The sequence below is a fragment of the Embleya sp. NPDC055664 genome (assembly GCF_053618075.1).
Genome location: NZ_JBSHGZ010000044.1, coordinates 44,549 through 58,637 on the forward strand (window position 1 = coordinate 44,549; position 14,089 = coordinate 58,637).

The 14,089-nt window shown below is 72.6% G+C and carries 11 protein-coding genes; 9 read left to right on the plus strand and 2 right to left on the minus strand.

Going from position 1 to position 14,089, the window contains the following annotated elements:
* Window positions 1-59 precede the first annotated feature (59 nt).
* The 3 genes from ACWGR4_RS42050 to ACWGR4_RS42060 all read left to right on the plus strand — a co-directional run bounded on the left by ACWGR4_RS42050 (window position 60) and on the right by ACWGR4_RS42060 (window position 4,561).
* On the plus strand, window positions 60-1,346 hold the full coding sequence (locus ACWGR4_RS42050) for a DUF4192 domain-containing protein (RefSeq protein WP_452134320.1): 1,287 nt from the start codon (window positions 60-62) through the stop codon (window positions 1,344-1,346).
* 134 nt (window positions 1,347-1,480) lie between these two features.
* Window positions 1,481-3,424 carry an amylo-alpha-1,6-glucosidase gene (locus ACWGR4_RS42055; protein WP_452131207.1) on the plus strand — a complete coding sequence of 648 codons (1,944 nt, stop codon included), beginning with the start codon at window positions 1,481-1,483 and terminating at the stop codon, window positions 3,422-3,424.
* Window positions 3,425-3,853: 429 nt separating this feature from the next.
* Complete coding sequence (locus ACWGR4_RS42060) at window positions 3,854-4,561, plus strand: NUDIX hydrolase (protein WP_379996014.1); 708 nt, start codon at window positions 3,854-3,856, stop codon at window positions 4,559-4,561.
* A gap of 87 nt (window positions 4,562-4,648) precedes the next feature.
* Here ACWGR4_RS42060 and ACWGR4_RS42065 read toward each other — a convergent pair whose 3' ends face one another.
* Window positions 4,649-5,101: a hypothetical protein gene (locus ACWGR4_RS42065; protein ID WP_452131206.1), complete on the minus strand. Its 453-nt coding sequence runs from the start codon at window positions 5,099-5,101 to the stop codon at window positions 4,649-4,651.
* Window positions 5,102-5,289: 188 nt separating this feature from the next.
* On the opposite strand from ACWGR4_RS42065, the gene ACWGR4_RS42070 reads away from it, so the two are divergent.
* From ACWGR4_RS42070 to ACWGR4_RS42095, 6 genes are all read left to right on the plus strand, one after another.
* A complete protein-coding gene (locus ACWGR4_RS42070) occupies window positions 5,290-6,762 on the plus strand; it encodes an ABC transporter ATP-binding protein (protein ID WP_452131205.1) in 1,473 nt (490 codons plus the stop codon).
* Complete coding sequence (locus ACWGR4_RS42075; RefSeq protein ID WP_379996020.1) at window positions 6,759-7,523, plus strand: hypothetical protein; 765 nt, start codon at window positions 6,759-6,761, stop codon at window positions 7,521-7,523. The genes ACWGR4_RS42070 and ACWGR4_RS42075 overlap by 4 nt, the downstream gene beginning before the upstream one ends.
* Window positions 7,524-7,689: 166 nt before the next feature.
* Window positions 7,690-8,544 carry a FadR/GntR family transcriptional regulator gene (locus tag ACWGR4_RS42080; RefSeq protein ID WP_379996022.1) on the plus strand — a complete coding sequence of 285 codons (855 nt, stop codon included), beginning with the start codon at window positions 7,690-7,692 and terminating at the stop codon, window positions 8,542-8,544.
* Between the two features lie 298 nt (window positions 8,545-8,842).
* A complete protein-coding gene (locus ACWGR4_RS42085; RefSeq protein WP_452131204.1) occupies window positions 8,843-10,498 on the plus strand; it encodes a SpoIIE family protein phosphatase in 1,656 nt (551 codons plus the stop codon).
* A gap of 270 nt (window positions 10,499-10,768) precedes the next feature.
* Window positions 10,769-12,364: an RNA polymerase sigma factor gene (locus ACWGR4_RS42090; protein ID WP_452131203.1), complete on the plus strand. Its 1,596-nt coding sequence runs from the start codon at window positions 10,769-10,771 to the stop codon at window positions 12,362-12,364.
* 234 nt (window positions 12,365-12,598) lie between these two features.
* Window positions 12,599-13,393 carry a S1 family peptidase gene (locus tag ACWGR4_RS42095; protein ID WP_452131202.1) on the plus strand — a complete coding sequence of 265 codons (795 nt, stop codon included), beginning with the start codon at window positions 12,599-12,601 and terminating at the stop codon, window positions 13,391-13,393.
* Between the two features lie 141 nt (window positions 13,394-13,534).
* Here the strand turns inward: ACWGR4_RS42095 and ACWGR4_RS42100 are convergent, their stop codons facing one another.
* Complete coding sequence (locus tag ACWGR4_RS42100) at window positions 13,535-13,765, minus strand: DUF7455 domain-containing protein (protein ID WP_020555816.1); 231 nt, start codon at window positions 13,763-13,765, stop codon at window positions 13,535-13,537.
* Window positions 13,766-14,089 lie beyond the last annotated feature (324 nt).

Sequence of the window (14,089 nt, forward strand, 5' to 3'; positions counted from 1 at the left end):
GAGCGCACGCTCGATGCATGAACGACACCGATGGGTTCGACCGTACGCCCTACGTGGCCATGTCTCCGCAGTCCGTCCTGCGGGTTCGCTCGCCGGCCGACCTCGTGGAGGCCGTGCCGTATTTGATCGGCGTGCGGCCTACCGACAGCGTGGTGCTGCTCGGGATCCTGCCGGGGGATCGGAGCCGGGTCGGGCCGGTTCTGCGGCACGATCTTCCGGCGCCCGCCGACTTCGCGAACGCTGCCCGGCACTTTGCGCGCCTGCTGGTACGGACCGGCGCGCGCGGGGTGGCGGTGGCGATATACGCGGACGGGGAGCACAGCCGCGTGAGCGGGGCGGAGGCTGCCGGGACGTGGAGTGCGGCCGACACCGCCGGTGGATCCGATGGGTCGGGTGCGTCGCGAGTGGCCGGCTTGTCCGGTGCTTCCGGTGCTTCCGGTGCTTCGGGTGCGTTGGGTGCTTCGGATCCGTCGGGAGGATGTGCGGCGTCAGGCGGTTCGGGTGCCCCGGTTACCCCGGAGCCCCCGGTTGCCCCCGAGGCCCCCGAGGCGTTGCCCGGCTCCCCCTCCACCCCCCTCGACGGCCTGCCCGTAGCCGTTGGTCGGTTGCGGCCCCTGTATGTGGCGATTGCTCGGGAGTGTGCGGCTCTGGGGATCGAGGTTCGGGAAGCGGTGTGTGTTGCCGCCGGGCGGTGGTGGTCCTACGGGTGCGCCGATGCGCGGTGTTGTCCGATGGAAGGCACGCCCCTGCGTACCGAACGTAATTCGACCGTGGCCGCGACCGCGGTTTGGGCCGGGTTGCCGGAGCCGGCCTCGTTGGCTGAGTTGGTGCGGCTGTTTCGGCCGCCGGAGTATGCGATGCGTGAGCGGATACTGCGTGCGTATACCGACGTGCGGGGTGATCCCGCGGGCTTCGAGCCGGGGCGCACGTTGATGGCGTTGGCGGGCCACCGTCTTCGGTTTCGGGGCGGTGATACCGAGATCGAGCCGGAGGAGGCGGCGCGGCTGGTGCTGGGGCTCGGCGATGCGCGGGTGCGCGACGAGGTGATGGCCTGGCACGGGGAGACGCCGGGGGAGGCCGACGACCGCACGTTGCTCGCTCTGTGGACCGTGCTTGCCCGTCGGGCGTTCGCGCCCGCGTCCGCGCCGCCGCTCACCCTCGCCGCGTGGGCGGCCTGGACGGCGCACGACGGGGTGCTGGCCCGGGTCGCGGTGACCGGGGCGTTGCGCGCGGATCCCGGATACACCATGGCGCGGCTGCTGCACTCGGCGATCAACAGTCCGCTGAGCGCCGCCGAGGTGCGGCGGCGGATCTTCCGTGATGCCGTGACCAACCGGGCGCCGTGAGCGTTGGGGGGCCTGGGGCCGGTTGTCGAACGCGGGGTGCGGTGCGGCTCGGCGCGTCGCCGCCGTCCGGGTGGACCGGCGCGATCACGGCCCCGCGTGGGACCTGGGAGAAGCGGGAGGCGAGAGCGGTGACGGTGAGCACGATTCCACATCCGGTCGCGCACGACGCACTCGTCTGCGTGGACGCGCCGGGCATGGTGATCAGCGGTCGCGACGGGCAACTGCGCGGTCAGGGCGTGGAGGGCATGTACCACGACGGGCGGCGCACGCTCTCGCGCAACGTGCTGACGCTCGGCGGCATCGAGCCGGAGCCGCTGTCCGGGCACGTGGTCGCCGCGGGGACCGTGCGATACCTGGCGATGCGCCGATTCGCCGCGGACACCACGCCCGACCCCGCCCTGGTGGTCGAGCGCACCCGGTTCGCCGACGGCCGGGAGCGGATCGTGGTGCGCAACACCGGTCGCCGGCCGCTGAGCTTCCCGGTCGAGATGGTGCTGGGCGCCGACCTGATCCCGCTCGACGCGCTGCGCGCCGGATACCGGCCGGCCGAACTGCGCGCCCGGGTCGCGGCGGCGGGCCTGGGCTGGAGCGCGCCGGACGGGATGTCCGTGCGCGCGGTGACCGAGCCCGCGCCGGACACCGCGCTGGCCGCCACCGCGACGCTGCGCTGGGACGTGGCGCTGGAGCCTGCCCGCTCGTGGGCGGTCGAACTGCGCGTGCTCGCCGAGCCGGTCCCCGGCCGGTCCGGCCCGCGCGCGGTCTCGGGCCGACCGCCGTGGACCGAGCCGCGGGTGCGCTGCGACGACGTACGGGTGGCGGCCTGGGTCGACCAGGGACTGCGCGATCTGCGGGCGTTGCTCGTGGTTCCCGATCCGGACCTGCCGACCGCGGTGCTGCCCGCCGTCGGCGCGCCCTGGCAACTCGCCCCCACCGGGCGCGACGCGCTGTGGACGGCCCGGATGTTGCTGCCGCTGGGCACCCGCTTCGCGAGCGGCGTGCTGCGGTTGCTCGCGTCGCGCCAGGGGGTGAGGTCGCGACCGGGGGTCGGCGAGGAGGTCGGGCGCATCCCGCACACCCTGGGGCGGGGCGGCGGGCCGGTGCGCTACGACTGCGCGGGCTCGACCGCGCTGTTCGTCACGCTGCTCGGCGAGGCGTGGCGGTGGGGGCTGCCCGCCACCGAGACCGCCGCGCTGCTGCCCGCGCTCGGCCGCGCGCTCGGACATCTGACCCGGACGCTGGGCGAGCGGCCCGGCGACTTCGTCCGACTGGGGCCCGAGGGGCCGGCGCCGTGCGAACTCCAGGCCCAGACGTACGAGGCCGCGCGGCACGGTGCCGCGCTCCTCGACGCGCACGACCTGCCGGGCGGGCCGGCGTTGCGCGAGCGCGCCGAGCAGCTGGCCGTGGCGTTTCGCCGCGCGTTTCGGGCCGAGGACGCGGCGGGGGAGTACTACGCGGCGGCGCTCGATCCCGGCGGTCGGCCGATCCCGGTGGCCTCGTCGGCGATGGCGCACCTGCCCGGCAGCGGCATCCTGGACGACACCGGCAGCGAGGCGGTGGCCCGTCGGCTGACCGCGCCCGACCTGGACTGCGGCTGGGGCCTACGCGGCACCTCGGCCCGTACGCCCGGCTATCACCCGCTCGCCGCGCGCGGCGGAGTGGTGCGCACCCACGACACGTGCGTGGCGGTGGCCGGGCTGGCCGAGGCCGGTCATCCCGACGCCGCACAGCGGTTGTTCGCCGGACTGCTCGACGCCGCGCCGTGGTTCCAGTACCGGCTGCCGGAGATGCACGTGGGCGAACAACGCGTCGAGGGCCACGTACCCGTGGCCCACCCGCTGGCCTGCCGCCCCCTCGCCCGTGCCGCCGGCGCGATCCTGCCGGTCCTGGTCGCCTTCGCCGGCATCCGCCCCGACGCCCCCACCGGCCGCGTCATCGTGCGCCCGGGCGGCCCCTTGGACATCGGCGAACTCGAACTGCGCGACCTGCGCATCGCCGGCGACCCCTTCACGGTCCGGGTCAACCGAGCCGGCCAACCCATCATCGAAGAGGCCCCCGAATCCCTCCAACTCTCCACGTAGCCAACCCCCGCCCGCCGGCAGCAGGAGCGACCCGGGCGGCGGCGGGATGTGGCGGTGGCGGGCCCGGGCAGAGGGCGGCGCGATGTCGGGTGTGGTGTGGCGTGGCGGGTCTCCTGGCGCGGGGCGGGGTATCCGCTGCCGTGCCGGCATCCCCGGGCCGGCCGCTGCCGCGACCCTCCGCCCGCCGCACGCGGCGTCACGCCACGATCTCGCCTTGCCCGCCGGGCCGCGGCCGCACGTGCCGCGATCGTGTTCACCACCCCGGGCCCTCATCAGGCCGCCCGTCGGCGGGGCAACTCGGCGGCGGAACGTTGCTCCGCTTCGGTGGGAGTTCGGATGTTGTTCGAGGGGCCGGCGGGAAGGGTGAGGTTGGGGGTGGTTTTATCGTCAGCCAGACAGCTAGTGGCTTTCGGGCACTAGGATCGCTCCATGCCGCGCTCCGATACCTCGCTCTTCCCGCCCTTCGGAGTCACCGTGGATCTTGTCGTCCTCACGGTGCGCGAGCACGCTCTGAGTGCCCTGACCATTCGTCGGGGCGAGCCGCCGTTCCAGGGGGCCTGGGCGTTGCCCGGGGGATTCGTGCGCGAGGGGGAGGGGCTGGAGGCCGCCGCGGCGCGGGAGTTGGCCGAGGAGACCGGGCTGGATCGGCTGCCCGTGCACCTCGAACAACTCGCCACCTTCGGCGACCCCGGCCGGGATCCCCGGATGCGCGTGGTCAGCGTCGCCTATCTGGTCCTGGCCCCCGACCTGCCCGCGCCGCGCCCCGGCGGAGACGCGGCGGGTGCGCGCTGGTCCCCGGTCGGCGAACTGCTGGGCGACGGCGGTCGGCTCGCGTTCGACCACGCGCGGATCCTGGAGGACGGTGTCGAGCGGGCCCGGTCCAAGATCGAATACTCCTCGCTGGCCGCCGCGTTCTGCCCCGAGGAGTTCACCGTGGGCGAGCTGCGCCGGGTATACGAGTCGGTGTGGGGCGTGGCGCTGGACCCACGCAACTTCCACCGCAAGGTCACCGGCACCCCCGACTTCCTCGTGCCCACCGGCGGCACCACCACGCGCCAGGGCGGCCGCCCCGCCCAACTGTTCCGCCGCGGGTCCGCGGAGAAGCTCAACCCGCCGATGTTGCGCCCCGAAGCCTGACCGCCAAGCCCCGCCCGATCGCCAAGCCCTGATTGCGTGGCGCGGCGGACCCCCGATACACCGACCCGGCCGCACTCCTCGTCGGCGTCAGCCCTGTCCGCCCAGGTCCACTGCCATCGCGTCATACGCGAGCTGGGCGTCACGGCTGCGGTGGCGGACCAGTTGGGCGAGCAGGTCCAGCACCCTCGGCCGCAGCGCCGGCCGGCCGGCCGCGTCCTGCGGGCCGTACGCCAGGTCCGAGAGCAGGTCGTCGAGGAGCAGGCCGAGGTGGGTGTGCTCACCCCGCAGCCGCCACACCGTCGGTTCGAATCTGGGATCCGTGCGGCGCACCTCCTCGTAGAGCCCGTCGGGCCCCTCGGTGGCCGCGACGTGTTCGTACAGATCGGCCCGCAACTCGCGCAGCCCCGCACACAGCACGGCCATCCGGCGCGGACCCGCGCGTTCGGCGACCAGACCGTCACGAACGATCAACAACGCGTCGTCGAGGTCGCTCCGCCTGCGGCGGACGGCGTCCAGGACGCCCGGATCGGGAAGAGACATGCCGACCTCCAGAGACGTGCTCGGCGGTAGTTCGATGGTCCTCCCACACCCCGTGACCTGTCCAGGTTCGGGGGACTTTTCCCCAGCTCGCCGATACGGGAGCAAATGCCGGGAAAATTGTGGTTTTGCCGGTATGTTGCCAAAGATCCAAAGATCTCCCACACATGGGATGACCAGGAGCGATGGCGATGGCGATGATCCAGACACGTGCGCTGACCAAGAGATACGGCGGCATCGTGGCCGTCGACGACCTTTCCTTCGACGTGCTGCCGGGCAAGGTGACCGCCCTCCTCGGGCCCAACGGCGCGGGCAAGACCACCACGCTGCGGCTGATGCTCGACCTCGAACGCGGTGGCGGCGAGACGCGGTACGACGGCCGTCGCTATCGCCGACTGCGCCGCCCCGCCACCGTGGTCGGCGCCTGCGTCGGCCCGGGTGCGGCCCACCCGGGCCGGCGTGTGCGGGCGCACCTGCGGATGCTCGCCGCGGCCGGGCGCATCCCGGCACGTCGGGTCGACGAGGTGCTGGACCTGGTCGGCCTGACCCCCGTGGCCGGCGCCCGGGCCCGGGTGCTCTCGGCCGGCGCGCTCGGCCGACTCGCGCTCGCCTCGGCGCTGCTCGGCGACCCGGACACGCTGATCCTGGACGAACCGGCCGCCGGCCTGGACCCGCAGGGGGTGCGGTGGCTGCGCGACTTCCTGCGTGCCTATGCCGCCCAGGGCCGTACCGTCCTGGTCGCGGGGCACATCCTGGCCGAGACCGCGCGCTGCGCCGACCGGGTGCTGGTGATCAGCCGCGGGCGGCTGGTCGCGGACGAGTCGGCCGCCGACTTCCTGCGCCGAGGGGTGCGCACGGGAGTGGCGGTACGGACCCCGCAGGTGGCCCGGCTGTCCGCGCTGTTGCGGGCCGAGGGGGTACATACCACACGCCCCGGGGGCACCACGTTCACCGCGATCGGTGCGGATCGGGCCCGGGTCGGCGAGATCGCCTTCCGCGGCGGTGTGCTGCTGCACGAGTTGACCGAACGCGAGCCGGGCGTGGGCGATGCGTTCGCCGACGCGATCACCCGCCGCCGCGAGCGCGCGGCCGTCACGGCCGAACTCGCCCGCACCGAGCACCGCACCGAGCACCGAGCCGAGCTCCCCGCCACCCACCCGCCCGAGCACCCCGCCGACGCGGTGTCCACCGAAACGGGACACCGTGCCGACCCGACACGCGCCGATCGAGTGACACAACACCTCGCCGACCCGGTACAGACGGACGATTCGGCTTGGACCGACGACCTGGCCTGGACGGACGACCCGCTCCGCGCCGACCACCACCCGGCCGCACCCGGACCCGGATCGCTCACCGGCCACCGCGTCGATCCCGCCCCGACGACCACGGATCACCTCACCGAAGCCCTCGCCGAGTCCACGCTCGCCCGATCCGCCCCCCGCTTCGACACCCCCACCCGCGTCGACCTCCCGCGAACCGCCCTCGCCCCCGACCCCCGACGCGCCGAACCGGCCCCGGAGGCCGCACCCGAGGTACACCCGCTCGACGCGTCCGGGCCGCCCCCCGAGGACCCACCCGCCGCGCGTCCGCCGCGGCGTCGATTCGCCCGCGCCTGGCGCTCCGCCGACCGCGCCCGACAGACCGACGAGGTGAGGAGCGCATGAGCGCGATCCGGTACGAACTCGCGCGAGCCCGGAGCCTGCGCGCCACGTGGTGGGGCGCGTTGGCGCTGATCGCGCTCGCCGCCGGGAGCACATGGGTGGCGGTCCGCCAGGCCGGGGCCGCGCCGATCGGCTCCGGCGAGGTGGCCAACCTGCTCACCGCGGGCCCCGGCCACACCCCCGTCCTGGTCCCGGCGATCATGCTCTCGATCGCGCTGGCGTGTGCGCGCGAGCAGCGTCGCGACGCGCTGCCCACGCTCTTCCTCGCCCTGCCGCGACGCAACCGGGTGTTCCTGGCCAAGGTCGTCGGCACCGCGCTCGCCGCCGCGCTGGTCGCGGTCCTGGCGGTGGGCGCCGATCTGGCCACGGCCCGCGCGGTGTTCGGCCCGACCTTCCCGGACCTCGCGGCGATCGACCCCCCGGCGCCGCGGATCCTGGTCGGCTTCGTCGGCTACGTGGTGCTCGCCGCCGTACTCGGCCTGGGCGTCGGGGTGTTGTCCCGCGGCGCGCCGCTGGTCGCGGTCGCCGTCGCGGCGCTGCCCGCGGGCGCCGAACGGTTGATCGCGGCGGCCATTCGGGCCGGCGTTCCGCCGGCGCAGCGGGACCTGGTGCGTTACCTTCCGTTCCGCGCCGCCGACCGGATGCTCGTGGTCGGCGAGGGTGGCGGCACGTGGTCGCCGCTGGTCGACGGCGCGGTTCTGGCCGGACTCACGGGTGTGGTCGCCGTACTGGCGATGGTGACGTTCCGTCGTCGGCGGGCCTGAGGAGGGGGCCGCTTCGTGGGGTTGTGCGGGCTTCACACTTTCGGACGATCGACCCGCAAGGTAGATCACCCTTTCGTGTGTTTTTCAGTCGGGAGCGGGTTTGCAGCTCAAGCCCGACCCGTTCGAAGCCGAGATGGAGAGCGTGAGTATCGCTGCCCATCAGACAATGACCCACGCCCCGGCGAGCGGCTCGGCCGACGCGTTCCGCGCCGGCGAGCCGGGCGCCGCCGGCACCGACCCGATGTCCCGCCGGCCGTACGTGTGGGACGGACCCGACCTCGAACCGGCCCGCGCCGTCCGCAAACCCGGCGTCGGCCGGGGGCGGGGCCTGCACGGCCAACTCGTCCAGCAGCTCGGCCAGATGATCGTCGCGGGCGAGGTGGGCGCCGAACGCCCGCTGGTGCCCGAGGAGATCGGCCAGCGTTTCGAGGTCTCCCGGACCGTCGTGCGCGAATCGCTCCGGGTCCTGGAGGCCAAGGGCCTGGTCAGCGCCCGGCCCAACGTCGGCACCCGGGTGCGTCCGGTGAGCGACTGGAACCTGCTCGACCCCGACGTGATCGAGTGGCGCGCATGCGGCCCGCAGCGTGATTCGCAGCGTCGCGAATTGTTCGAACTGCGCTGGGGGATCGAGCCGCTGGCCGCGCACATGGCCGCGTGTCGCAACCACCCGGAGATCGTCCGTCGGCTCGCCGACGTCGTGGAGATCATGCAGCGGGCGGTGGCCCAGCCCGATCCGCTGACCTTCAGCCGTGCCGACGCCGAGTTCCACGGCCTGCTGCTCCAGGTCGCCGGCAACCGGATGCTCGACCACCTCGCGAGCATCCTGGCCGCCGCCCTCCAGGTGTCCGGCGGGCATGTCGCCGGGTGCGAACACCTGTCGGAGGCTTCGGTCGCGCTGCACGCGCGCCTGGTCGACGCGGTCGCCGCCGGCGACGGGGAAAGCGCCGAGACCGCCATGCGGTCGCTGCTCGCGGTACACCCCGAGGTGGACCGCCAGTTCCCCGCCCCCCGCGAGGGATGACCCGCGCCGCCGCGTCCCGGATACCGCGCATCGCCCCTTCGCCGACCCACCGCCCGGGTCGCCGGAGGGGCGCGCGTATGCCTCGGGCCCCGCTCCGATGCTTGGCCCGGTCGGCCGCCGACGGAGCGACGACCGACCCCGATCCGTGCACATGCGCACGGCAGTTCGCGACGCGGCGCGCGAGACGGGGAGAGTTCGGGGCAATCCTCCCGGTGAGGCGGTTCGCGTGCGTACTCTCGATATCTGACTCGATCCGACTCGCCGGCCCGTAATTGCCAACAGGTGGGGTTGTGAGGCAATGAACGACGACAAGGGCGGAAGCGAGCGGCCCGCGGCCGTCGACGCGGCGTTGCTCGACACCTTGAGCGCCCATGGATCCACCGCATTCGCCTTTTATGACCGGCAGTTGCGCTGTCGCCGGGTCAGCGGCGCGCTCGCCCGGATGCATCGGCGCGCCGCCGCCGATCTGCTCGGCAAGCGTCCCGGCGAGGTCTCCCCGGACGCGCGGGGTCGGCGGATCGAGGCGGTGTTGTCCCGCGTGCTGGCCGACGGTGAACCCCACATCGAGCCGCACGCGACCGGCCCCGACGGCGCCGCGGACGCCCAAGATCCCGCGGACTCCGGCGACCCGGCCCGGCCGGAGCCCGTGGACGGGCACGAACGGGCTTACAAGGCACAGTGGTTGCCCGTTCCCGACCCCGCCGACCGGGACGGCCCGGCGATCGGCGTGCTGCTGGTGGTGCGCGATGTCACCGAGCAGCGTCGCTGCGAGGATTTGCTGCGCGCCGGGCAGTGGCGCACCGCCGGCCTCCAGGCGATGACCGCGCGGATCGCCGGCACCCTGAGCGTGCCCGAGGTCGAGGACGCGATCGGCGAACTCGGCGTCGGCATCGCCGCCGTGTGCTCGGAGGCGTACCTCCTCGACGAGACCACACCGGTGTACCCCTGGCCGAACGTGCCCGCGCAGCGCACCGTCGGCCGCCGCCGCGGCATGCCCGCACACTGGCCGGCGGACCTGGTGGCGGCGGTCACCGACGGCGTGGCGCGGTACACCTGCGCCGACGGCCCCGGCGCATCCCGGGCGATCCTGCCGCTGGTCGGCTCCGGCGCGCCGCTGGGCGTGCTGCGCTACACCTTCGACGACGGACGGGCGTTCGGGGCGGACGACCGCGTCTTCCTGGAGGCGTTCGCCGGGCAGTGCGCGCTCGCGGTCGAGCGGTCGCGGCTGTACGAGCGCGAACACCGCACCGCGGTCGCCCTGCAGCGCAGCCTGCTGCCGGATCGGTTACCCGCGGTGCCCGGGGTCGAGTTCGGCTTCCGCTACCTGCCGGGCGCGCCGGACTTCGAGGTCGGCGGCGACTGGTACGACGTGTTCCAACTGCCCGACGGGCGGGTGGCGATCGTGGTCGGCGACGTGATCGGCAAGGGGTTGACCGCGGCGGCCGGCATGGGCCGGGTGCGTTCGGCGCTGCGGGCGCTCGCCTTCACCGATCCCGAACCCGCCGCCGTACTCACCGGCCTGGACCGGCTGTTCACCGCCACCGAGGACGACGAGTCGCTGACCACGCTCGTCTATGCGGTGATCGACCCCAACACCGGCCTGCTCGATCTCGCCGACGCCGGGCATCTGCCGGTGGTGGTCGTCTCGGCCGACGGCAAGTCCCGACTGGTCGAGATCGGTGAGGAGTCCACACCCCTGGGGGTGGCGGAACACCGCACCCAGCACACCGTGCGCCTCGACCCCGGCGACATCCTCATCGGCTTCTCCGACGGACTCGTGGAAACGCGCGGACGCGGCATCGACGAGGGGCTGGACGACCTCGTCGACATGGCCCGAGGGGCCAACGAGGGCCTGGAGCCGCTGTTGACCGCCATCCTCGACGGACTCATCGGCGACCGGGGCCGCGACGACGACGTGACCATCCTGGGGGTGCGGATCACCGGCGGCGATTGAGGCGGATCCCGCATACATCCCTCACACAGGGTGTGGCGCGCGCCGCAAGGGGGAATCGTGTGAGCTGCGCCACTGAAGGGGCGCGTAACACTTCTTCGCCTGGCCCGATGAGTACGAAGGTGGCAGCCGTTCGGGAATAGCAAAACAAGCCGAAGCGCTGACTCGAGTGCAACCGGTTTGCCGGAACCACGCGCTGTCCGCCCGAGTGTCGTTCGCTTGGCGGCGCCTGCCTGTTCACCAGGCCGTGACGCCGTCCAGATCGTCGAGAGGTTGTTTGTGTCGGCCAGCACATCCCGTTCGCTCCCGCCCGAGATCGCCGAATTCGTCAATGTGAAGTCGTTGATCGAGCGGGGTGAGGCCCAGGGGTACATCGCCAGCGACGAGGTGCGCCAGGCGTTCGAGGCCGACCAGATTCCGGCCACCCAGTGGAAGAACGTCCTGCGCAGCCTCAACCAGGTCCTCGACCAGGAGGGGGTGACCATCATGGTCAGTGCCGCGGACTCGGCGGCGCCCAAGCGCAGTCGCAAGAGCGTGGCGGCGAAGAGCGCGGCCAAGCGCACCGCGACCAAGACCGTCGTCACCAACCGCGCCGCGACCGCCCCCGTGCCGGCAACCCCCGCGCCCGGGATCTCGGCGGCGCCGACCACGAGCACCACGACACCCCACGAGAACGCCACCCCGGCCCCGATCGCCGAGGCCGCCCCGGCACCCGCCGCCGCGCCGCGCAAGGCCGCCGCGAAGAAGACCGCCGCCGGCGCCAAGAAGGCCGCGCCGAAGAAGGTCGCCGCCAAGAAGACGGCCGGCAAGGCCGGCGAAGCCGAGCCGGACGCCGAGGAGTTGCCCGACGAGCCCGACGTCGTCGTCGAGGACGCGGTCCCCGACGAGCCGGAGAGCAAGGGCTTCATCCTTTCCGACGACGAGGACGACGCGCCGGCCCAGCAGGTCGCGGCCGCGGGCGCCACCGCCGACCCGGTCAAGGACTACCTCAAGCAGATCGGCAAGGTCCCGCTGCTCAACGCCGAGCAGGAGGTCAACCTCGCCAAGCGCATCGAGGCCGGCCTGTTCGCCGAGGACAAGCTGGGCTCCGGCGAGAAGTTGCAACCCAAGCTCCGGATGGAACTGGAGATCATCGCCGAGGACGGCCGCCGGGCGAAGAACCACCTGCTCGAGGCCAACCTCCGCCTGGTGGTCTCGCTGGCCAAGCGCTACACCGGCCGCGGCATGCTCTTCCTGGACCTGATCCAGGAGGGCAACCTGGGTCTGATCCGCGCGGTGGAGAAGTTCGACTACACCAAGGGCTACAAGTTCTCCACCTACGCCACGTGGTGGATCCGGCAGGCGATCACCCGGGCCATGGCCGACCAGGCGCGGACGATCCGCATCCCGGTCCACATGGTCGAGGTGATCAACAAGCTCGCCCGCGTGCAGCGCCAGATGCTCCAGGACCTGGGCCGCGAGCCCACGCCGGAGGAGCTGGCCAAGGAACTCGACATGACCCCCGAGAAGGTCATCGAGGTGCAGAAGTACGGGCGCGAGCCGATCTCGCTGCACACCCCCCTCGGCGAGGACGGGGACAGCGAGTTCGGCGACCTGATCGAGGACTCCGAGGCGGTCGTGCCCGCCGACGCGGTCAGCTTCACCCTGCTCCAGGAGCAGCTGCACTCGGTGCTCGACACGCTCTCCGAGCGCGAGGCGGGTGTGGTTTCGATGCGCTTCGGGCTCACCGACGGACAGCCCAAGACGCTGGACGAGATCGGCAAGGTCTACGGCGTCACCCGCGAGCGCATCCGGCAGATCGAGTCGAAGACGATGTCCAAGCTGCGCCACCCGTCCCGCTCCCAGGTACTGCGCGACTACCTCGACTGACGCGTCCGACACGATCGACCGTCCGCACGGCCCCGGATACACCATCCGGGGCCTTCGTGTGTGCGGATGCGGGTCAATCACCCGTTCGCAGGGGCGAAGGATTCCGGATCGTCACGCCTGGGCACCGGACACTACCTGACGGTAGCCGGCGAGAGGTTCCCCATGATGGTGCGAGCGCCCGAGCGGAACGAACGCAGCAGTTTCCGGCGGTACACACGAGGATCGACGGCCGCATTGGCCGCGATCGTGGTCGCGGCGGTCCTGACGGGGGCCGCGCCCTCCGCGCCCGCCGGGCCCCCGCGCGGTGTGGTCGGCGGGTCGCCCGCCGACACCGCGACCTATCCGTGGGCGGTGGCCCTCTCCAGTCGTGCCGAGTACGGCTCCGCGCGATCGGGGCAGTTCTGCGGTGGCACGCTGATCGCACCCACGAAGGTGCTGACCGCCGCGCACTGCATGTTCGACCAGAACGGAAAACGCGACGATCGCCCGGATCTCAAGGTGATCCAGGGCCGAACGGATCTGCGCACCACCGCGGGCCGCGAGGTCGCGGTCGGCTCGGTGTACGTGAACCCGGATTTCGACGCCGCCTGGATCTCGGGCGACTGGGCGGTGCTGACTCTGGAGGAGCCGCTGAGCACGGGCAGTGCGTCGCTGGTCGGTGCGGACGAGGACGTGTACGCCGTCGACACCCCGTCGACGGTGGTCGGCTGGGGTGACACCACGGGACATGGCGACTACTCCCCGACGCTGCGGCAGGTCACCGTACCGCTGGTGTCCGATACCACGTGCGGTACCGCGTATCCGGGTGGGCGCTACGGCACCTACGACGCCGCGTCGATGGTATGCGCGGGGGAGAAGCGGGGCGGCAAGGACGCGTGCAGCGCGGACAGCGGCGGACCGCTGCTGATCGGCGGCCGGGTCGCCGGGATCGTGTCCTGGGGCGATGGATGTGCACTGGCGGGCAAGCCGGGCGTGTATACCCGGGTCGCCGCGTTCGTCCGGGACATCCGGGATGCCGCCGGATTGTGAGGGATATCACGCACGTTTCGGACCCCGACCACCTGCCCTGAAGCGGGCGGGCGCGCGGGACAGACGCCGATGGCGGCCACCTCGGTGGCCGCCATCGGCGCGATGTCTGCTCGTCGGGATCTCAGAGGGTCGGCTGTTTGGTCAGTTGTCGTCGTCCGGTGCGGTAACGGGGACCGCCGTGAGGCGGTCGGTCTCGTCCTGTATCTCCACGGCCACCTTCCGAAGTTCCGGCTCGAACTTGCGGGCGTGGTGCGCACAGAACAGCAGTTCGCCGCCGCTGGAAAGGACAACCCGAAGGTATGCCTGGGCGCCGCACCGATCACAACGGTCGGCGGCCGTCAACGGACTGGCGGGTGTCAGAACCGAATTCACGTCGCCTCTTCTCTACTCGACGAAGCCTTCATCGATGTCCAACATCAAATCAGCCTCGAACGTTCCCGGGGTGATCGTGTCATGTTCAACAGCTTCTCGGCACACCCCTTTTGCAACTCGTTCCTTGTGCATAGGACGTGCCCTGTGCGCGTACGGTTCATGCCGGCCACCCGATCGGGTGGTCGAAGATGTGTTCGGATGCCGGCTAGTATGCGGCGGCGAGCCGTCGCCGGGGTGTCTTCCGGCCCCGGTAGCCTTGCTCTCCGGCGCGACGAGGGTGATCACCGGGCCCACTTTTGTGGGTTCGACACACCGCGAACGCGC

Bases quoted from the DNA above. Each gene is read 5' to 3' on its own strand.
- ACWGR4_RS42060 (WP_379996014.1), top strand. From the start codon at position 3,854: ATGCCGCGCTCCGATACCTCGCTCTTCCCGCCCTTCGGAGTCACCGTG.
- ACWGR4_RS42080 (WP_379996022.1), top strand. From the start codon at position 7,690: ATGACCCACGCCCCGGCGAGCGGCTCGGCCGACGCGTTCCGCGCCGGC.
- ACWGR4_RS42065 (WP_452131206.1), bottom strand. From the start codon at position 5,101: ATGTCTCTTCCCGATCCGGGCGTCCTGGACGCCGTCCGCCGCAGGCGG.
- ACWGR4_RS42075 (WP_379996020.1), top strand. From the start codon at position 6,759: ATGAGCGCGATCCGGTACGAACTCGCGCGAGCCCGGAGCCTGCGCGCC.
- ACWGR4_RS42070 (WP_452131205.1), top strand. From the start codon at position 5,290: ATGGCGATGATCCAGACACGTGCGCTGACCAAGAGATACGGCGGCATC.
- ACWGR4_RS42085 (WP_452131204.1), top strand. From the start codon at position 8,843: ATGAACGACGACAAGGGCGGAAGCGAGCGGCCCGCGGCCGTCGACGCG.
- ACWGR4_RS42050 (WP_452134320.1), top strand. From the start codon at position 60: ATGTCTCCGCAGTCCGTCCTGCGGGTTCGCTCGCCGGCCGACCTCGTG.